This is a genomic window from Chryseobacterium sp. JV558 (genome assembly GCF_033712365.1).
Classification (GTDB): domain Bacteria; phylum Bacteroidota; class Bacteroidia; order Flavobacteriales; family Weeksellaceae; genus Chryseobacterium.
Genome location: NZ_WJHU01000003.1, coordinates 393,947 through 414,906 on the forward strand (window position 1 = coordinate 393,947; position 20,960 = coordinate 414,906).

The 20,960-nt window shown below is 37.0% G+C and carries 16 protein-coding genes; 9 read left to right on the forward strand and 7 right to left on the reverse strand.

Features of this window, described 5'->3' with window-relative positions:
* Positions 1–8 precede the first annotated feature (8 nt).
* A complete protein-coding gene (locus GFU89_RS12695) occupies positions 9–833 on the reverse strand; it encodes a T9SS type A sorting domain-containing protein (RefSeq protein WP_318847475.1) in 825 nt (274 codons plus the stop codon).
* A gap of 154 nt (positions 834–987) precedes the next feature.
* Here GFU89_RS12695 and GFU89_RS12700 point away from each other — a divergent pair, with 154 nt between their 5' ends.
* A complete protein-coding gene (locus tag GFU89_RS12700; protein WP_318847476.1) occupies positions 988–1,113 on the forward strand; it encodes a GNAT family acetyltransferase in 126 nt (41 codons plus the stop codon).
* Positions 1,114–1,164: 51 nt separating this feature from the next.
* Here the strand turns inward: GFU89_RS12700 and GFU89_RS12705 are convergent, their stop codons facing one another.
* The 5 genes from GFU89_RS12705 to GFU89_RS12725 form a co-directional block, all read right to left on the reverse strand.
* A complete protein-coding gene (locus GFU89_RS12705; RefSeq protein ID WP_318847477.1) occupies positions 1,165–2,385 on the reverse strand; it encodes a cysteine desulfurase in 1,221 nt (406 codons plus the stop codon).
* 242 nt (positions 2,386–2,627) lie between these two features.
* On the reverse strand, positions 2,628–3,269 hold the full coding sequence (locus GFU89_RS12710; RefSeq protein WP_318847478.1) for a 50S ribosomal protein L25/general stress protein Ctc: 642 nt from the start codon (positions 3,267–3,269) through the stop codon (positions 2,628–2,630).
* Between the two features lie 55 nt (positions 3,270–3,324).
* Positions 3,325–4,263: a ribose-phosphate pyrophosphokinase gene (locus GFU89_RS12715; RefSeq protein ID WP_318847479.1), complete on the reverse strand. Its 939-nt coding sequence runs from the start codon at positions 4,261–4,263 to the stop codon at positions 3,325–3,327.
* 85 nt (positions 4,264–4,348) lie between these two features.
* Positions 4,349–5,911 carry a G-D-S-L family lipolytic protein gene (locus GFU89_RS12720; protein WP_318847480.1) on the reverse strand — a complete coding sequence of 521 codons (1,563 nt, stop codon included), beginning with the start codon at positions 5,909–5,911 and terminating at the stop codon, positions 4,349–4,351.
* 12 nt (positions 5,912–5,923) lie between these two features.
* Complete coding sequence (locus GFU89_RS12725; RefSeq protein ID WP_318847481.1) at positions 5,924–7,162, reverse strand: OmpP1/FadL family transporter; 1,239 nt, start codon at positions 7,160–7,162, stop codon at positions 5,924–5,926.
* Positions 7,163–7,600: 438 nt separating this feature from the next.
* Between GFU89_RS12725 and GFU89_RS12730 the strand changes: the two genes are divergently transcribed.
* From GFU89_RS12730 to GFU89_RS12755, 6 genes are all read left to right on the forward strand, one after another.
* Positions 7,601–9,001 carry a regulatory iron-sulfur-containing complex subunit RicT gene (locus GFU89_RS12730; protein ID WP_318847482.1) on the forward strand — a complete coding sequence of 467 codons (1,401 nt, stop codon included), beginning with the start codon at positions 7,601–7,603 and terminating at the stop codon, positions 8,999–9,001.
* The gene (locus tag GFU89_RS12735; RefSeq protein ID WP_318847483.1) at positions 8,994–9,458 is read left to right on the forward strand and encodes a gliding motility lipoprotein GldH; all 465 of its coding nucleotides are present in this window, start codon (positions 8,994–8,996) and stop codon (positions 9,456–9,458) included. Before GFU89_RS12730 ends, GFU89_RS12735 begins: the two co-directional genes overlap by 8 nt.
* A gap of 6 nt (positions 9,459–9,464) precedes the next feature.
* The gene (locus GFU89_RS12740) at positions 9,465–11,843 is read left to right on the forward strand and encodes a transglycosylase domain-containing protein (RefSeq protein WP_318847484.1); all 2,379 of its coding nucleotides are present in this window, start codon (positions 9,465–9,467) and stop codon (positions 11,841–11,843) included.
* A gap of 75 nt (positions 11,844–11,918) precedes the next feature.
* Positions 11,919–13,460: a protein adenylyltransferase SelO gene (locus GFU89_RS12745; RefSeq protein ID WP_318847485.1), complete on the forward strand. Its 1,542-nt coding sequence runs from the start codon at positions 11,919–11,921 to the stop codon at positions 13,458–13,460.
* Positions 13,461–13,546: 86 nt separating this feature from the next.
* Positions 13,547–14,362 (forward strand): T9SS type A sorting domain-containing protein, encoded by an 816-nt coding sequence (locus GFU89_RS12750; protein ID WP_318847486.1) that lies wholly within the window; start codon positions 13,547–13,549, stop codon positions 14,360–14,362.
* A 76-nt stretch (positions 14,363–14,438) separates the two neighbouring features.
* Positions 14,439–15,716, forward strand: a complete 1,278-nt coding sequence (locus GFU89_RS12755) for a DUF6080 domain-containing protein (protein ID WP_318847487.1) — start codon at positions 14,439–14,441, stop codon at positions 15,714–15,716.
* A 55-nt stretch (positions 15,717–15,771) separates the two neighbouring features.
* Here GFU89_RS12755 and GFU89_RS12760 read toward each other — a convergent pair whose 3' ends face one another.
* Positions 15,772–16,329, reverse strand: a complete 558-nt coding sequence (locus GFU89_RS12760) for an SPOR domain-containing protein (protein WP_318847488.1) — start codon at positions 16,327–16,329, stop codon at positions 15,772–15,774.
* 182 nt (positions 16,330–16,511) lie between these two features.
* Between GFU89_RS12760 and GFU89_RS12765 the strand changes: the two genes are divergently transcribed.
* A complete protein-coding gene (locus tag GFU89_RS12765; RefSeq protein ID WP_318847489.1) occupies positions 16,512–17,870 on the forward strand; it encodes a c-type cytochrome in 1,359 nt (452 codons plus the stop codon).
* 23 nt (positions 17,871–17,893) lie between these two features.
* Positions 17,894–20,953 carry a TAT-variant-translocated molybdopterin oxidoreductase gene (locus tag GFU89_RS12770; RefSeq protein WP_318847490.1) on the forward strand — a complete coding sequence of 1,020 codons (3,060 nt, stop codon included), beginning with the start codon at positions 17,894–17,896 and terminating at the stop codon, positions 20,951–20,953.
* The last annotated feature ends 7 nt before the right edge of the window (positions 20,954–20,960 follow it).

The following is a 20,960-nucleotide window of genomic DNA, read 5'->3' on the forward strand; positions in this document are numbered from 1 at the left end:
TCTTAAGTCTATTCCTTTATTATCTTCTTCCTTATCACTTCTTTATCATTATTTGTAATTGTTATGATATAAGCCCCTTTGGGAATATCTGATAAATCATATGAATCTGATGCTTTATCAAAAGTTTTTACAAGCTTCCCGGACATATCTACAATACTGACTTTTTCTATTTTATTTCGGGAATCCAGTTTAATATGAATATTATCTTTTACCGGATTGGGGTACATCTCTATATTAGCTGAATGTGAAACTTCTGATGTCGCCAAAGCAGCCCCGTTTGTAATAGTCAAATTATCTACCACCACACCGAACGAATAGTCTCCGAGATCATCATATACAAACCTTAGCTTAAAAGCTGCATTCACATAGGGTGTTAAATCTATATTTGCCGCCGAAGCATAAGACGTTACCACATATGATAAGGTATTAAAATCAATATCCCAAACGCCTGCATCACCCGAAAAGGTGAAAACTTGAACCCAGGAGGTTCCATTGAACACTTCAACTTTTAAAGTAGAGTCAAGATCATAAATTTTATTAGCATAATTAAATGAAAGCTTAGGATTTACGAACCCGGTAAGATTGATCACTGGAGAAACCAACCTGGCATTTGAATTTAATCCGGTTGGACCTGCATCATCATCATCAAAAAAAGCGGCCCCGTCGGGAAAGCTGGCAAAACCACTTTGTGCACCCACACTCCAATTAAAAGCAGTATCCGGATTTTCTACCGTCCATCCGGTTGGCAAACCATTACCGTTGAAGTTTTCGGAAAAGACCTGGGCATCACATATTCCATAAATGGATAAAAAGAGGATAAATAATTTTTTCATAATAAAATATTTGATGTTTGCATAAAATTAGTAAATAATTTATTACAAAACACAATTAAATATGAAAATCAATATATTACAAAAAATAATATAAATAGAATTATTCTTTCATATATTAGTTATATCTTTAAATCTAACCTCCAAATCACATCAAATGAAAAAATTAAACAAAGACAAGATGAAAAGCATTATGGCAGGTGGAGAAATCTGCCTTGAATGTGCTATTGGATATTATCAGGTCATTATTGATGGCCGATGTTATTGTATTCCATGGGAGTAATAAAAAAAGCAGCTCAACGGCTGCTTTTTATTTTATATGATAAAGAATTAATTAGCTCAACATTCGTTGTGCCTTCTTCACTCCTTCTACCAGAATATCAATTTCCTCGAAAGTATTATAAACAGCAAAACTTGCTCTTACCGTTCCTGCAATATTAAAGAAGTTCATGATAGGCTGTGTACAGTGGTGTCCCGTTCTTACAGCAATTCCCATTTTATCAAGGATCATTCCTACATCAGAAGCAATCCCCACTCCTTCAAGATTAAAGGACACAACCCCGGTTCTCTTTGCCTTTTCACCATAGATTTTAATTCCTTCTATTTCCAACAGCTGTCTTTGTGCATATTCCAATAAAGCATTTTCATGATTTTGAATATTGGTATGTCCTACTTTGTTCATAAAATCAATAGCAGCTCCTAAAGCAATATTTCCTCCTACATTGGGTGTTCCTGCTTCATATTTAAACGGAAGACCTGCATAAGTAGTTCCTTCAAAAGAACATGTTGCAATCATTTCTCCTCCTCCATGAAATGGTGGTAAAGCTTCTAATATTTCACGTTTTCCATATAGGATACCTGTTCCCATCGGAGCATACATTTTATGACCAGAGAACACAAAGAAATCACAATCCAGCTTTTGCACGTCTATATTGAAATGCGGAGCAGACTGAGCACCATCGATTACAACATACGCATCTGTATTCTTTCTTGTTTTCGCGATAATTTCCTCAATAGGATTCACAATTCCCAGTGCATTAGAAACCTGGTTTACAGAAACAACCTTTGTCTTTTCATTTAAAAACTGATCAAAGTGATCCATCTGAAGAATTCCGTTTTCATCAATAGGAATCACACGAAGTTTTGCTCCGGTTCTTTCACAAAGCATCTGCCACGGAACAATATTAGAATGGTGCTCCAGATATGAAATAATGATTTCATCATCTTTCTGCAGTTTCTGTGTTAAAATATAAGCGATGAGGTTCAACCCTTCTGTTGTTCCTTTTGTAAAAATTACTTCAAAATCATGTTCAGCATTGATGAATTTCTGGATCTTCCTTCTTGAAAGCTCCATTTCTTCTGTTGCCAGCTGGCTTAGAGTATGAATCCCTCTGTGAACATTGGCATTAAGTTCTGTATAATATGCGTGACAGACTTCTAAAACTGAATTTGGCTTTTGAGATGTAGCTGCATTATCCAAGTAAACCAATGGTTTACCATTCACTTCCCTGTCCAATATAGAAAATTGGCTTCTTATTTCCTGAATGTCAAACATTTATTTATTTTTTAAATTAAGATGCTCTTATTTAGAACACTTCAAATTTACGGCTTTTTTTCCGAAAGGAAGCATGGGGTTAACTTCTGATCGTTGTCAGTTGATAGAAATATTCGATGGCGTATAGTAAAAAAAGCAGATAAGACTATTTAGTAAAAAGGAATCTTCTTATTGGGCTTTTGTACTGCACAAAAAAACCCGTCAAAAAATGACGGGTTTTATATTGTTTAAATAAGAAATTCTTATTCTGCTGCAGTTTCTTCTGCTGGAGCTGCTCCTTCTTCAGTTGCAACTTCTTCTTCATCCTCATCATCTTCCATTGCTGCACCTCCTTTCATTGCATTTCTAGACATCTTAACAGCAACTACTACTGCATTGTCCGGGTGCATGAAAGAATATCCTTCTGCTTTGATACCACCGATGTAAAGTTTGTTACCAATTCTTAATGGAGTAACATCTACAACGATCTCATCTGGCAAGTTAGCAGGAATAGCTTTTACTTTTAGTTTTCTGAAAGACTGACGTAAAACACCACCAGCTACAACACCTTTTGAACGTCCAGTAATTCTTACAGGAACCTCCATAACTACTGGCTTATCGTCAGATAATTGGAAGAAGTCTACGTGAAGAATTTTGTCAGTAATTGGGTGAAACTGAATATCTTGAAGAACAGCTGGAATTGTTTTTCCGTCAACTTCAATAGATACCGTGTGTGCTTCAGGAGTGTATACTAATCCTTTAAAAGCTCTCTCTTCAGCAGAGAAGTTTAAAGGTGCTTCACCTCCATAAACAACACAAGGAACTAATTCAGCATCACGTAAAGCTTTTGTAGACTTTTTGCCCACGTTTTCTCTTTTTGTACCTTGAATTGTAATAGATTTCATTTATAAAAAATTTAAAAAATTATTCTGATTTAATTTGTAATTCGCTCAAAACCAATTAAATAACAAACTTGCTGCTAATTGATTTGTGCTCATGAACCATCGTCATAACATCAGCAAATAACGGGGCGCAAGATAGCACTTTTATTTTAGATGACAAATTATTTTTAACAGGAATTGAGTCAGTTACAATAACTTCCAATAGTTGTGAGTTCTCAATATTATCGTAAGCTTTACCTGAAAGCACTCCATGAGTTGCCATAGCTCTTACTGTTTTCGCTCCTTTTTCAATCAAAATATCTGCTGCTTTGCAAAGTGTTCCAGCAGTATCAATCATATCATCAATAAGGATTACGTTTTTACCTGTCACATCTCCAATAAGGAACATTTCTTCTACAACATTTGCTTTTTTTCTTTCCTTATAAGCAATTACTACTTCAGCACCTAAGTGGCCTGCATAGTTTTTAGCTCTTTTTGCACCTCCCATATCCGGAGAAGCAATGGTAAGATTATCAAGATTTAAAGATCTGATATAATCTACGAAAATACTGGAAGCATACAAATGATCTACCGGAATTTCGAAGAACCCTTGAATCTGATCTGCGTGAAGATCCATTGTCATCACTCTTGTTGCTCCTGCTGCTGTAAGAAGGTTAGCAACCAGCTTAGCACCGATCGGCGCTCTTGGTTTGTCTTTTCTGTCCTGTCTGGCAAGTCCGAAGTAAGGAATTACAACGGTAATGCTCTTTGCAGAAGCTCTTTTTGCTGCATCAATCATTAGAAGAAGTTCTAAAAGATTGTCTGCAGGAGGGAATGTAGATCCGATTAGGAAAACTCTTCCTCCTCTTACAGATTCGTCCAAAACAGGTTCAAATTCTCCGTCGCTGAACTCCTGAAAGTTGATTTTCCCTAATTCTTTCCCATAATTCTGGGCAATTTTCTCTGCCAAGTCCCTGCTGGTTCTTGTACAAAATAGATAACTTAACTGATCGGCCATTTTTACTTTTTAAAAGATTTTGCAAATTTAAAAAAAAACCACAAGAATTACTCCTGTGGTTTCTAAGTTTTTATTTTATCAATTATTAAGGGAACTTAACTCCTGAATATTTGTTCGGATCTACCTGTGGAAGTGTAGATTTATATTTAGCATTGATAGACTTAATAAATTCATTAGCAACAATACCATATCCTCTACCAGTAAGGTGAACTCCGTCTAAAGAGAAAGCTCCACCTGTTACAAATTTCGCAGTATATTTCACACCGTCATATGAAATACCAGATTGCGCATTCAGTTCCAACATTTTAGCACCTGCATCTACAAAAGCCAATCCATAAGAGTCAGCAAGTGATTTTATAGATGTATTATATGCAGTAGTAGCAGCTTTCACATAGCCAGCTTCTGTTTTTGTTAATACATGTTGGTTTTGTAATGGGTAAGAAATACCATAAATATTTACCGGAGACGGAACCATTGGTGCAGTACTTCCAATCACAGAACTCGTGGTAAGCAAGATATAATCATCTGCTGTTGCTTGTCTTGCCTGTCCAAAGATTTGTCCAAAAGCTGCTGCTGTTGGCGCTCCTAAAGAAGGAGTAAGTGCAGCGGTAAGCTGAGCTGACAGATCCGTAAGAGCAACATCTTTAATTAAAACAGGATTTGGTCCGGATGCAGAAAGCAAGTTAATTCTATCTCCAGCTCCAAAAGCAGTAAGTGCCTGCTTCAAAGGACCGTATAAACTCGTATTAAGAGTTGTTAAATTCGAACCTAAAAGAGCAGGTGTCAAAGGATTATAAGGAACTGTAGTAAAGAAAGGAACCGAAGTAACAGAAGGGATATTGGCAATAACACCTTTTGTTGTTCCTACACTTTTAAGCCCATCTAAAACAGCTTTGATAGATCCAGCCAAAAGTGCAGGATCTGAAATATCATTTGATTTATAAGTTGTTGGATTCGTATTTCCTGTCTGAACCGTAGCAGGTGTATAGGTTGTAACTCCTCCTACAGTTTGAGAGTTTGTACCTCCATTGGTAGCATATGACAATACATCATTATTCCCTATCCAAAGAGAGAAAAAGGTAGCTTTCTGAGCCATAGCATCAGCCAGCACACTTGTTGTAGCAGAAGAAGCAAATCTTACAAAATAAGGATTAGCAGTTCCTGTTAGAAGTCCCGCCTGGCTACCATAACCTGGGGCTACTAAATGAAATGACTTTGCACCAGGCACACCCATATTATTATAAGTACCTCCACCGGATAACACATCTAGTGCAGCTGCTGGCCCACTTGGTACAGGCGCTAAAGATCCGTTAACAACCTGAAGAGTCAATTTTCCAGAGAAACCGGGAAGATTATTAAATCCTCCTACATCATTAGGCATCAAAGGTTGTTTAAAATCTCCTCCACCCGCAAGTTTCATCTGTGCAGCAATCATACTTGGATAAGATTCATTTTGGCCGCTGCTATAAAGAGCACCATCACGATATCCTGAAGTAAGAGAGTTTCCTAAAGAAATATATTTTGTAAAGTCTGCATCACCTTTTGTTACCTGGATATCTTTCACATCCGTATCGAAATCTGTATTACAGCTTGTTACCGTAAAAAGAAGTGCAGAAACTGCAATTGTCGATATTATAATTTTTTTCATAGTCTTCTAAAATTAAAATGGATTATAAGAGAAACCTAGACCAAAGTAGAAAGCTGTTGCTTTTGACTGTCCGTTAAGCCCTATATTAACATTATTTACCGTTCTGTACTGAGGCATTGCATACCCTCCGGCAACATCAATCCCGAAATGCTTCAGTTTAAATCCTACCCCACCTGTAACTACATAAGTATCATATGAAGGTGTTTCCGGAATAAAGTTATCTGTTGTATAAGGTGCTTCGTCATAATAAGCTCCCAGACGTCCATAGATCATATCAGTGAACGCATATTGAGTTCCCAATCTGAATGTCTTGGAATTTCTGAAGTTCTTAGGATTGGTAAGAATAGTAGGATCCGATGTATTATTTCCAATAGGAGCATTCTCGAAATCTAAAGTAAGTTTGCTATATCTTTCCCATCCATGGTAGTTAAAGTCTGCAGAAACCAGCCATTTCGGTGTCACTTTATAGGTCAAACCGATTGTATATTCTTCAACCAATGGAAGAACTGCTGAGAAACCATCTTGTCCTGCTGCATTCAGTTTTAGCTGTGTATAAACAGATTGTGACGGAAACTGGAATGTAGCCGTTCCACTTTTAGCTTTCATATCTATTGCTGAACGGTAGGCAATACTCACGTCCAATTTCGGGTCAGGTCTGAAATAGAAACCAAATCCGTATCCGTGTCCGGTTGCATTTTCATCATTAATATTAACTTTCCCGTCGAACTGTGTTACCGCTTTGTCCCAATCTACCTTTCCTCTTGCGTAGATATAGCTAGCACCAAAAGATACCCAAGGAGCCAGTTTTACAGAGACCATTGGCTGGAAATAGAAACTTTTCAGTTCCATTTTCTGAACCAATTCTTTACCTTCCCAGTTTTCAGGCCATTTTATTGTACTTCCAAAAGGTGTTGTAACACTAAGACCTACGGTAAGTTTCTCTATTGGTCTATAAGTAATCGCCGCATAGAAAGGAGTCCCTATAGGGTTATCCGTTTCTGCGCTTTGTAAAGTATTGAAGTTTTGAAAAGTAACTTTATTACTTGCACCAAACCCTCCTGCCACTACACTCAGCTTGGAAGGGATAAATGACATACCCGCAGGGTTAAAGAATGTCACACTCGCGTCTTCGGCATGAGCACTAGTATGCGCCATTGCCAATTGTTTTACCCCTTGCAGGGAAACTCTGAAGCCTCCTGCGTAAGATAGAACTCCCGCCAATAAAGCAGTTGATACTAATATTTTTTTCATAGACTATTATTATATAAGCCAAATATAAAATTATTTTGAATACGTCTGTTAATATTTGCTAATATTTTAAACAATATCTCAAAAGAAAACTATGTTTAAAATAACACCTTCAAATAAACAAAACTCAAAATTTTCATTATTAAACATTTAAGAATATTTTTAAACAACCCATATTTCAGTGTTTAACATTAAACAATTGTTTAACTTTAAAGTTATCTTACCTCAAAATTTCAGAACAAGGTATCAAATGATAATAAATGTTAAAGTTGAAAAATCTTTTCATTAAAAATTTCCTTTAGAATAAGCTTCTTTCAGTCTCCCGCTTCTATTCTTACTTAAAATACATCAATGTTTTGTCCCGAATTCAGGTTATTTAAGTATTTTAGAATTGCATAAAGATAAAAATACATAAATTTGCAGATTATAAATAATAGTAATATGAGTTGTGGATGTAAAACATCCGGCGATTCTGCACATTCTTGCGGCCCTAAAAAAACCGCAAATGGCTGTGAAAGTGTAAATACCTGCGGGAATAGTTATAAATTAAGTGTTTTTGACTGGCTTTCTGACATCAACAATCCGACACCTAACAGGTGTGACTTTGTAGAAGTTAGATTTAAAAATGACAGAAAATCGTTTTATAAAAATGTAAATAATATTCCTTTACATATTGGTAGCGTAATTACAGTAGAATCAAGTCCGGGACACGATGTAGGCGTTGTAAGCCTTACGGGAGAATTAGTAAAGATTCAGATGAAAAAGAAAAAGTTTTCTGAAGAATTGGCACTCAAAATATACAGACAGGCCAACCAAAAAGATCTTGAGGTATGGCAGGAAGCAAGAAAAAAAGAAGATGGTGTAAAGCTTGAAGCAAGAAAAATTGCCCAAAGAATAGGCCTTGAAATGAAAGTTACCGATGTGGAATACCAGGGGGACTCTTCAAAAATAACCTTTTATTACACCGCTGAAAACCGAGTGGATTTCAGACAGTTAATCAAAGAATACGCCGGAGCATTCCGTACTAAGATCGATATGAAACAGATCGGTTTCAGACAGGAAGCTGCAAAAGTAGGTGGAATCGGATCTTGCGGACGTGAACTTTGCTGTTCTACATGGCTTACGGATTTCAGATCTGTAAACACCAATGTCGCAAGATATCAGCAATTGAGTATTAATCCTCAGAAACTGGCCGGACAATGTGGTAAGCTTAAGTGCTGTCTTAACTATGAGCTTGACAGCTATTTGGATGCATTAAGCAATTTCCCTTCTTCTTCAACTACTTTAGAAACAGAGAAAGGAAAAGCATTTTGTATTAAAATTGATGTTTTCAAAAAGAAAATGTGGTTTGCTTATGTAGACAGCTCCATTGCTTGGTATGATTTCGACATTGATCTTGTTAAAAAACTGATTTCAAAAAATAAAAGAGGAGAAAAGATACTTCCTCTGGAAGACTTGAAACAACCGGAACCTTCTGCTCAAAATATTGATTTGATCCAGGAAAACAGCGTGGATCGTTTTGAAAAGAAAAACAGAAGCAACAACAGGAACAGGAACAATCAGAACAAGCAAGGCAACCACCAACAGGGACAACAAGGGCAGCCGCAAGGACAGAAAAGAAACAGACCGGAAAGACAAGACAGACCGGAAAGATCTGAAAAGCCTGAAAACCCTAATGCTCAACCTGGAAATCAGCCCAGACCTCAAAAACAACATCCTCAGCAAAAAGCACCTGCGGAGAAAGTAGAGGGTAGTTCTGATGCTGATAATAAGCCACAAAACAACCCGAACAAGAAGAAATTTAAAAAGAAATATCCTCCAAAAAAAGATAATAATGCGTAAAATTTTAGGATTATTTTCCCTTATCCTTTTCTTTAGCTGTAACTCTTCCTCAGGAGGAGAGGTCATCATGAATTCCGTTGATAACAAATGGAATAAGAAAAATGAGCAAAAATTTAATCTTGAAATTTCAGATCCGCAGAATCCTAAAAATATTATATTTGTTGTAAGGAATAATAGTGATTATCCTTACAGCAATATCAGGTTTATTGTGAATTTCACCAATCTCCAGACTAAAAAAAAGGAAACAGACACCTTGAATTATGTACTGGCAAAACCAAATGGAGAATGGCTTGGTACAGGCTTTGGTGATACAAAGGAAACTTTGTTTCAGTATAAATTGAATTATCAATTTCCGGTAAAAGGAAAATATGAAATCGGCCTGACCCAGGCGATGAGAAACGACAACCTTTCAGGAATTGAGGATATTGGGATAAAAATAGAAACGGCTAAACCGTAACCATAAATGGAAGAAAACAAAAAAAATGCAGGAAATAAGGGGAAAACATTTCCTCTGCCTCCCAAAAAAAAGAAAGATACCTCCTGGAAAAAATGGGTTTCATTTATTTGGATTGGACTCATTGCGGTAGTTCTGGGAATTTCGGGACTTTTCTTTGCGGTTTCTCAAGGATTCCTTGGGGAAATGCCTGATGTAAAAGAGCTTGAAAACCCTGACATCTTTGTCGCTTCTGAAATCATTTCTTCAGACGGGATTATGTTGGGTAAATTCGAAAAGGAAAAAACACAGCCTATTGTTTATAAGGATCTTCCTCCTTACCTTATTTATGCCCTTCAGGCTAAAGAAGATGAGCGTTTCAAAGAACATTCAGGAATCGACTTGTATTCTATTGCCAGAGCCGTAGCATATGGTGGCGGACGTGGTGGTGGTTCTACGATCACCCAACAGCTGGCAAAACTTCTTTTCACAGGAAATGCTTCTCAAAATAAGTTTGAAAGAGCATTCCAGAAATTAAAAGAATGGGTTGTTGCGGTAAGCCTTGAGAAAAGATATACCAAAGAAGAGATTGTTACTCTTTATTTCAATAAGTTTGATTTTCTTTTCAATGCTAACGGTGTTGAAATGGCTTCCAGAGTTTATTTTAACAAAAAGACTTCGGAGCTTACATTACCTGAAGCTGCAACTTTTGTAGCAATGCTCGAAAACCCAAGAAAAAACAACCCTTACAGATATCCTGAAAAGGCAAAAGAAAGAAGGAATGTTGTATTGGATCAGATGCAGAAAACCGGATACATTGATGCTGCTACCTATGAAAAAGCAGCCAACACTCCGATAGAAGTAGACTTCCACCCTATCAAAAGCATTACTGACGGATATTCGGCTTATTACAAGTTCTATCTGAGAAAAGAGATTGATAAGTATCTTGAAACTCATGAAAAAGAAACCGGTAAAAAACTTAACCTTTACAAAGACGGTTTAAAAATATATGTTACTCTTGATTCTAAAATGCAGAAGTATGCAGAAGAAGCAATCAGGGAACACTTAACGGATCTTCAGAAAAGATTTGATGCAGAACAAAGAGGAAGAAAGAACAGACCTTTCTACTATCTTAATGACAAACAGATCAAAGATGTGATGCTTCAGGCTATGAAAAGAACAGGCCGTTACAAACTGTTAAAAGCTGACGGAATGCCGGAAGACTCCATTATGATGGAATTCAAGAAACCTATCAAAACTTCAAGATTCACATGGAACGGAGAAGAAGAAGTAGAGATGTCTCCTTGGGATTCTATCAGATATCACAAACAAATTGCACAGGCAGGTCTGATGTCTATGGTTCCTGGAACCGGAGAGATCAAAGCATGGGTAGGAGGTATTGACTGGCAGCACTTCCAATATGACCACATCAAGCAAGGTAAGAGACAGGTAGGATCTACCTTCAAGCCTTTCGTGTATGCAACGGCTATTATGAAACTGGGAATGACACCTTGTTCTGCTGTTTCTAACGGAACTTACGATCATAACGGATGGCATGTACCGGGAAGAGGAGGAATGCTTACTTTAAAAGATGCATTGGCACACTCTCAAAACCCTGTTGCTGCAAGACTTATTGAAATGACAGGAGTAGACGCTGTAATCCAGACTGCAAGAGATTTGGGAGTAACAGAAGATATTCCAAGAAACAATACAATTGCTTTAGGTTCATCAGACATTACTATTTATGAAATGTTAGGAGCTTACAGTACTTTTGCCAACTATGGTAACCACAATAAACCGGAAATGATCTGGAGAATTGAAGATGCCAACGGTAGAGTTATCAAAGAAGTAAATGTAGAGCCAAAAGAGGTAATGAACCCAATGTATGCTTACACCATGATCGAACTGATGAAAGGTGTTGCACAATACGGAACCGCTTCCGGAGAGCTGGGAAGAAGAGGAATTTCAAAAGCAGTAGAAATTGCTGCTAAAACAGGAACAACTCAGAACAACTCCGATGGATGGTTTATGGGAATCACACCAAAATTAGCAACCGGAGCATGGGTTGGATGGGAAGACAGAGCCACTCACTTCTTTGGAACCGGTGAAGGTCAGGGAGCAAAAATGGCATTGCCAATATGGGCAATCTTCATGAAGAAAGTATGGGCAGATAAAAGTTTAGGAGTTACTCCTGATGATAAGTTTGTAAAACCTTCTGATTGGAAAGACGGCTGTTCAAACCTTAAAGGCTTAAGCGGAGGATATGGAGATGATGGAAGTCTTCAGACGATTGATGAGATCAAAAATCCAAGACCGGCAGATCCTACTCCTAAAAAACCTACAGAAAAGAAAGAGGACAACATCAATGAAAACCTTCATTCTAATGATGAAGTAGATTTCAATAAATAAATTCTCTTTTAGAAATACACAAGACCTTTCAATTATTTGGAAGGTCTTTTCTTTTATAATTAATACCTTTGACCTATGAATATCGAACGTATCAGACAACCTTTTATCGAGAATTTCCCAGGTGATTTTTCCAACAACGCAATGCAGAGAAATACTCCAAAGGTTTTATTTGCCACTATCAAACCCGCTGGTTTTGATCAGCCTGAACTGATTTCTTTTAATGAAATTTTATCAGAAGAAATAGGATTAGGGAAATTTGAAGATAAAGATCTCGACTTTCTGGTTGGAAACAACCTTCCCGAAAACGTTAAAACATATGCTACAGCTTATGCAGGGCATCAGTTTGGAAACTGGGCTGGACAGCTCGGAGATGGAAGAGCAATCCTTGCAGGTGAGATCACAAACGAAACTGAAAAAAAAACAGAAATTCAATGGAAAGGTGCCGGAGCTACCCCTTATTCCAGACATGCTGACGGACGAGCCGTATTAAGATCTTCTGTACGGGAATATCTGATGAGTGAAGCTATGCATCATTTAGGAGTTCCTACAACAAGAGCACTTAGTCTTGCTTTTACCGGTGAAGACGTAATGCGCGATATTATGTACAGTGGAAATCCTCAGCTTGAAAAAGGTGCAGTAGTTATCAGAACCGCAGAAAGCTTTCTACGCTTCGGACACTTTGAACTAATGTCAGCTCAAAGAGAATACAACAGCCTGCAGGAACTTGCTGATTTCACCATTGAAAATTATTTTCCTGAAATAACATCATCTGACAATCGGAAATACAGAGACTTCTTTGAAAATATCTGTACGCGTACTGCAAATTTAATGGTTGAATGGTTCAGAGTAGGATTTGTACATGGAGTTATGAATACCGATAATATGTCTGTTCTGGGATTAACCATTGACTACGGACCTTATTCTATGATGGATGAATATGATTTGAATTTCACCCCAAATACCACAGACCTGCCCGGAAGAAGATATGCGTTCGGAAAACAGGGACAGATTGCCCAATGGAATCTTTGGCAGCTTGCTAATGCACTTCATCCCTTAATTAAAGATGAAAAATTTTTAGAAGATACCTTAAATAATTTTGGAACTTCTTTTTGGGAAGCTCATGATCAAATGCTTTGTAAAAAGTTTGGGTTTGATCAGCTTCAAAAAGAAGATGAGGATTTTTTCACCAACTGGCAGGGATTAATGCAGGAGCTTCAGCTAGACTACACCCTCTTTTTCACTCAGCTGGAAAAAATAACTCAAGATACGGATATCAAAGAGCATTTTAAAGATGTTTCTTATATCGTTTTGAATGAAAAAATGCTGGAAAAACTTAGGGATTTTATTAAGAATTATGAAGCGAAGCTAGATTTAAATTCTATTTCAAGAGAGGCTTCATTAGCCATGATGAAAAAAACAAACCCTAAATTTATACTGAGAAATTATCTTCTTTACGAATGCATTGAAGAGATCAGTAACGGCAAAAAAGAAATGCTGGAGAAACTCACCAAAGCTTTAGAATTTCCCTATCAGGAAATATACCCTGAGTTCTCTGTTAAAAGGCCATCTGGCTATGATGATACTGCAGGATGCTCTACACTTTCCTGTAGTTCTTAAATAAGAAATATTCATAAATAACACAAAAACAAGTAATTATTTTCATTTTTTTATTACATTTACTAATAACTTTAAAACCAAAACAAATGAAAACAAAATTACTATTCATGTTCTTAGTCTCTTTTATATTTGGGAATGCGCAAATTCTCTCAGAGACTTTCCAAGGTACAATATTTCCTCCTACGGGGTGGACAACAGGCACCAATGTAGCATCCAGACCTTGGGGTTTTACAACAATCATCTTCAATGCATCCGGACAGCTCACATTTAATATTAATGGAGGAAAATCGGCAGGTATTGGATGGATTGCACAGGCACAGGACGCTCATTTAACAAGCCCTTCTTTCAGCTTAGTAGGAACAACAAATCCAGTACTTAAGTTTAATGCCAAAATAGGATACGAATACATGGTTAATCCCAATCCTAACGGAGATTTAAAAGTAGAGGTTTCCACAGACGGAGGAACTGTATGGAATCAAGTATGGGTTGAAGAAGACTATGGAGTATTTGTTGATTATGAAACATTGGCAATTACAGTTAGTTTAACGCCATATGCCGGACAGGCAAATGTTAAATTCAGATTCCACTATGTTGCCAATGATGCAGATAGTCTTTCAATAGATGATGTACTGGTTTTATCAAGTGCTACATTAGCCACGCAGGAAGCAGGTGCAAGAGCAAAAGATATCACTGACATTTATCCAAATCCAACAAAAGGAGAAATTAATATCAAAACAGATAAAAAAATCAAATCTGCCACAGTAATTGATATCAGCGGAAAATCCTTACTCAATGGCACTTCCGAAAGAATAGACATCTCTTCCCTTCCAAAAGGAAACTATCTATTAAAAGTAGACTTCTCTGACGGAACTTCTACTACAGAAAAAGTAATCAAACAATAATACCGTTTATACAAACTTCTACAACCACCAACTTTTGGTGGTTTTTTTATTTTACTTTTGCAAAAAAATCCTACACGTGTCTTTTATCAAAACAAAAATCATCAATTTCTTTAAACTGATTTTTCCTTCCACTTACACTGAGCTGGCAGTTTTTCTCTTTTTTATAATCTGCTATGGAATGTTAGGCTCATATATCGCCCTTCATTACAGGATTATATTTGACAGCAGAATTCCTTGGGATGCTTATTTCAGTTTTGATAACAAATCTATCCTTATGACTGGGGGAAGTTTTGAAAGACACCCTCTATCCTACTATTTTTTCAACTGGGTAAGAGAATTTTCATTATTTATTTCAGGGGGAAAAATGGATGCAAACTTCAGACTTACATTGGCATGGCTTAGCAATATTATCATCAGCTTAAACATCGTTCAGGTTTTCAAATATCTAAAGAACATTATCTGTCTTCCGCTATGGTTGAGTGTTTTAATTATTTTATTTTTTGGAGCTTTTTCAACCAATATTATATTATCCTTTACTCCGGAAAACTTCACATACACTCTATTTTCACTCTCATTATACAATTACTATGCAGCAATAAAACTTAGAAAGGAGGAAAAAACACCAGCTGTCGCTCTTTCGCTTGCCGGAATTACGATCGGAGGACTTACTATTACCAATTTTGTAAAGGTTTTCATTCCCCTACTTTTTGAAAAAAATCTTTTCAAAGACTGGAGAAAATTCGGAAATGCAGTGCTTAGAGTAGCTGTTGCTGCCATCTGCTTTGTGCTGCTTTATTTAAACAGAATTGATTTTAAATATCAGAATATCTTTTCCAAAACCAATCAGCAGTATGAAAAATTCTCTAATGTAGAATCAATGCCCACCTGGGATATGATTCTTTCATTCTTTTTCGGAGGCAACATTCTTTTCCCGGGATTCATTATTTCAGACAAACATAATATGAAAGGATTTGACTTTAAAGGGCTTTATATGGACCTTTATTCATCTGCTTTTCCTTACATTTTTACAGCAATTTTACTGATCCTGCTCATTTGGAGTTATTTTAAAAATTTCAAAAACAAATGGGTTCAGGTTATTGCTATTTCTTTTTTCGTTGATATTGTGATCCATTGTGTGATGAGGTTCGGGCTTCATACTTCCTCTATCTATGGAGGACATTTTGTTTTCGTATACCCACTCCTTTTGGGATGGCTTTTTTATGCTTACAAATCATCCCCGAAAATACTGTCAGTTTTAACATTAACTATGGTTTTACTATTTGTCTATCTGCTACTCAACAACCTGTTTCGAATGACAGAATTTTTCTGGTTTATGGAAACGTATTACCAATAAAAAAAGCTGAGAATATTTCTCAGCTTTTTTGTTTTTATGTTGAAATGAATCACTTCTATTTTGCTTCCGCACAGAAAATTCTGTACTGTACTGCTACAGCAGATTTGAAATACTCTCTGATTTTAGAAAGGTCGCTCGCTGCACTTTGTTTAGTGAAATAACTTCCAGCTAAAATCTTATAGTTAGGTCTTAAAGAAGCATCCGTTTCCACTTTCAGGTTAGGGAATCTTTTTCTGAAATAAGACTTTACTTCATTAGCTTCTTCGTTACTTTTTACCGTTGTAATTTGAATCTTAAACCCTAAAATTCTAGGATTTTTCTTACAAATTTCAGCATTGGTAAGTTCTCTGTTCGGCACAAAGATTTTAGGAGGCTTTGTACTTATCCCTGTAGAAATTCCAATATCATTGGATCCGGAATCTTTAGGAGAATTTGTAGGAGTAACTTTCGCACATTTTCCTTCCACTCCTTCCAAAGCAGCATTTATTTTGGAGTCCATTGTCATAACAAGCTCTGTTCCTGAAAGAGTGTCTTTTTTAACAACCTGCTGTGCCTCAATATTATAAAAACCAAATAATGATAATATCGAAAATATTTTAATCAAATTTTTCATTTAAACTTGTTTTCGCAAATTTATACAAATTAAAAAACTATACCAAACAGAGTTATTTAGAATCAATACAAATTAAACGTAAATGATATTTTCCCCTTTCCTTATACCGTTAAATTCCTGTTAAAAATATTATTTTTGCGGGATTGATATGTTCAATATTTTACTAACATAAGATAATTTAAATGATTAGTTGGAGAAAGCATTATAAAAAAACGTTGATCGCAATAGGATTATTGCTATCAACCAGTGCTTCATTTTACGGGCAAGACGGCGATCCTAAAAACGGAGAGAAACTTTTCAAAGCGAATTGTACTGCATGTCACGCGCTGGACAAACAAGTTATTGGACCTCCATTAAAAGGGGTTGTAGAACGTGTAAAGACAGAAGGCGGTGTAGACAAAGATTGGCTTCACAAGTGGATCAAAGACAACAAAGCTCTGAGAGCTTCTGGGGATAAATACGCCAATGAAATTTTTGAAAAGTATAATAAAACTGAGATGTTGCAGTTTCCTAATCTTACAGATAAGGATATTGATGACATTTTAGCTTTCACTACTAATCCTCCTGCTCCGGAAGAGAAAAAGCCGGAAGCAACCCCTGCAACTGACGCTACTGCGGCAGCACCTGCAGACAAAACTACGACAAACGTTGTTATCATTTCACTTTTAGCGATCGCAGGATTACTAGTTTGGATCTTGGTAAAACTAAGACAATTGGTAAAACTGGGTCAATCTGAAGACTTAGCTGGGCTCAACGAATCAAGAGTTCGTTCTTTCAGTGAAATGTATGAGAAGTTCCACTACATTGGGAAAGGGCTGTTAGCAATTCTTGCTATTTTAGCTGCCTATGGAGTATGGAACTGGTTGATGTGGATTGGGGTTTACAAAGGGTACAAACCTGAGCAGCCTATCTACTTCTCTCACAAAATTCACGCTGGAGAACAGAAAATTGATTGTCAGCTATGCCACTCTAGTGCTAAATACGGAAAGGTATCTGAAATTCCTTCTATGAACGTTTGTATGAACTGTCACAGAACAATTTCTGAATACAACGCAGATCACTACATGGAGCCAGGAAAAGATAAGGCATTCTATGACGGAGAAATCCAGAAGATCTACGCTGCAACAGGTTGGGATCCTGCAAAACAACAGTACACAGGAAAAACACAGCCGGTTGAATGGACAAGAATCCACAACATGCCAGATTTCGTTTACTTCAACCACTCTCAGCACGTAATTGCTGGAGAACAAGCGATCATCAATTCTTTCAACAAAAAAAATCCTACCAACAAAATTGATGTTGTATGTAAAGCTTGTCACGGTAAAATTGATACAATGAATGTTGTTCAAATGGCTAACGACTTTACTATGGGATGGTGTATCGAGTGCCACAGAACGACTGAAGTTGATATGAACAACGGTTATAATAAAGAGTACTTCAAAAATCTACATGACAAGTTGAAAAAACAATATCCACAAGATGGAGGTAAGATCACTGTAGATGCAATTGGAGGTCTTGAGTGTGGTAAATGTCATTATTAATAACTAAAAAATTAGAAGTATAAATGGCTTCAAACAAAATACAATTCAGAAGTATTCATGAACTTAAAGATCCAGCTTTGAATAATAAGCTGGCTCAGAAAGAGTTTCAGGAAGAAATTCCGGTAGAAGATTTCCTTGGAGATGCTGAGAAAAACGGATCTAGTACTTCAAGAAGAGATTTCCTGAAATTATTAGGATTCTCTACAGCAGCAGTTACATTAGCTGCCTGCGAAGCTCCGGTAATCAAAACGATTCCTTATGTGGTAAAGCCGCATGACATTATTCCGGGAGTCCCTAATTATTACGCTTCAACATATTTTGACGGTTTCGACTTTGCTAGTGTTTTAGTAAAAACCCGTGAAGGGAGACCTATCAAAATTGAACCAAACCCAGCTGGTGGTGATTTAGGTAAAACTAATGCAAGAGCTCAGGCAAGTGTACTTTCTCTTTATGATAATGATAAAGTAAAGCAGCCTAAACTAGACGGTAAAGATGAAACTTTCGATAAAGTAGACAGTTTTGTTATTAAAGGTTTGGAAGAAGCTAAAGCGTCTGGCAAAAAGATTGTGGTTTTATCACACTCTTTTGCTTCACCAACTTTCAAAAAGTTATTTGCTGAATTCAAAGCTAAATATCCTACAGCTGAATTAGTAACTTATGATGCTTTCCCTTATTCTGCAGGATTAGATGCAGCTCAGGAGGTATTCGGACAAAGAGCATTGCCTGTTTATGACCTTAAGGGTTCTGAATTGGTAGTTGCTTTCCAGGCTGATTTCTTAGGAGACTATAATGCTTCAAGCTTAGAAACTTCTTATGCAGCAGCTAGAAAACCAGGAGCAAGCATGTTGAGACACATCCAAGTGGAATCTAACTTGTCATTAACTGGTGCTAATGCTGACTCAAGATATAGATTAAAACCAAGTGCTGTAAACAAAACGTTAGTTGAAGTTTACAATGCAATTGTAGGTGCAGGTACTTCAGATAAGACTGCCACTGAAATTGCTAACGAATTGAAAGCGAAAGGAAGCAAAGCGGTTGTTTTCGCTGACGGTTCTAAAGGAGCACAGGTTTTAGCACACTTAATCAACCAAAAATTAGGTTCAGTAGCTTTCACTGGTAAAGCAAACTTCCTTAAAGAATTTAACGGTGCTAAATACCAGGAATTCCTGGGATGGGTAAATGGTGGACAAGTTGGTGTATTAGTTACCAACAACGTAGACCCTATCTACTCTCATCCAAAAGGAGAAGATTTCAAAAAATCTTTATCAAAAGTTCCTTATGTAGTTGCTGTAGCAGATAAGAAAAATGAAATGTACAAAGCAGCGAAAGCTGTAATTCCTGTAGCTAACTGGCTAGAGTCTTGGGGAGATATCGAACCACAGACAGGAGTATATTCATTGATGCAGCCTACGATCCAGAAAATCTACAAATCTAGACAGATTGAAGAATCTCTATTGGTTTGGAAGAATGGTAAAAACAATGCAGCAAATAACTACTACGATTATTTAAAAGCAAACTCAGCTTCACTTTTAGGTGGTACTTCTTTCAACAAAGCATTGTATAATGGTATCAACGCTTCTACAAACGCAGCAACTTTATCTTACGCAGGCGGAAACGCTGCACAAGCGGTTGCTGAATTAGGAAACTTCAAAGCTTCTGAATTAGAATTAGTATTATATACTAAGACTTCAATGGGAGATGGTACTCAGTCAAACAACCCTTGGTTGCAAGAATTACCTGACCCAATTACTAGAATGTCTTGGGATAACTACCTTACAATTTCTCCGAAAGATGCAGAGAAGTTTGCAATTGACAACGATCTTAACGCGAGAATGCAGTTAGATGGTTCTATTGTAAACCTTACTGTAAACGGAGTAAAAATAGAAAACGTTCCTGTATTCGTACAGCCAGGTCAAGCTGAAGGATCTGTAGGTCTTGCACTTGGTTATGGTAAGAAAAACTCAGGAGCAACTGCAGATACAGGGGTAAATGCTTATCCTTTATTTGATGGTTCTAACTTAGCTCTTTCAGGTGTTAAAATCGAGAAGACAGGAGAAGATCACGAATTTGCAGGTATCCAGCTTCAAAATACATTAATGGGTCGTTATGAGATCGCGAAGGAAGTTCCTTTAGCTGAATTCATTAACGTTGCTTTTGATGATGAACACAAAGGATGGAATAAGCCTTTGGAATACCACACGATCAGTGGAGCACTTCCAGCGAGAAAAATCGACCTTTGGGATGCTTTTGATGATACAGATGGTCCTCACTTCAACTTATCTATTGACTTGAACTCTTGTACTGGTTGTGGAGCATGTATTATTGCTTGCCAGGCAGAGAACAACGTTCCTGTAGTAGGTAAAGAAGAGGTAAGAATGTCTAGAGATATGTACTGGTTAAGAATTGACCGTTATTATTCTTCAAGACAGAAAGTAGAAGTATACGAAGGATTGAAAGAAGGAATGGCTGTACCTGAATTGTATGGTACTGCTTTCGGAGATGGAGGTGCATTAAACCACCCTGCAGACAACCCGGATGTAATCTTCCAACCTGTAATGTGTCAGCACTGTAACCACGCTCCATGTGAAACTGTATGTCCGGTAGCGGCTACTTCACACGGTAAGCAAGGTCAAAACCATATGGCTTACAACAGATGTATCGGGACAAGATATTGTGCAAACAACTGTCCGTACAAAGTAAGACGTTTCAACTGGTTTACTTATAACCTAAATGAAAAGTTCGATTTCAACATGAACAACGATTTAGGAAGAATGGTACTTAACCCGGATGTAGTTGTAAGAACTAGAGGGGTAATGGAGAAATGTTCAATGTGTATCCAAATGACTCAGAATACTATTCTTGAGGCTAAGAAAGAGGGAAGAAAAGTGAAGGATGGAGAATTCCAGACTGCTTGTTCTAAAGCTTGTTCTACAGGAGCAATGACATTTGGAGACATGAATGATAAAGATTCTTCAATTAGAGAGCAGTATGCATCTAACAGAAGATATTATTTACTAGAGGAGATCGGAACAAAGCCAAACGTGTTCTATCACACTAAAGTAAGAAACAGAGTAGAAAAATAAAGTTTAA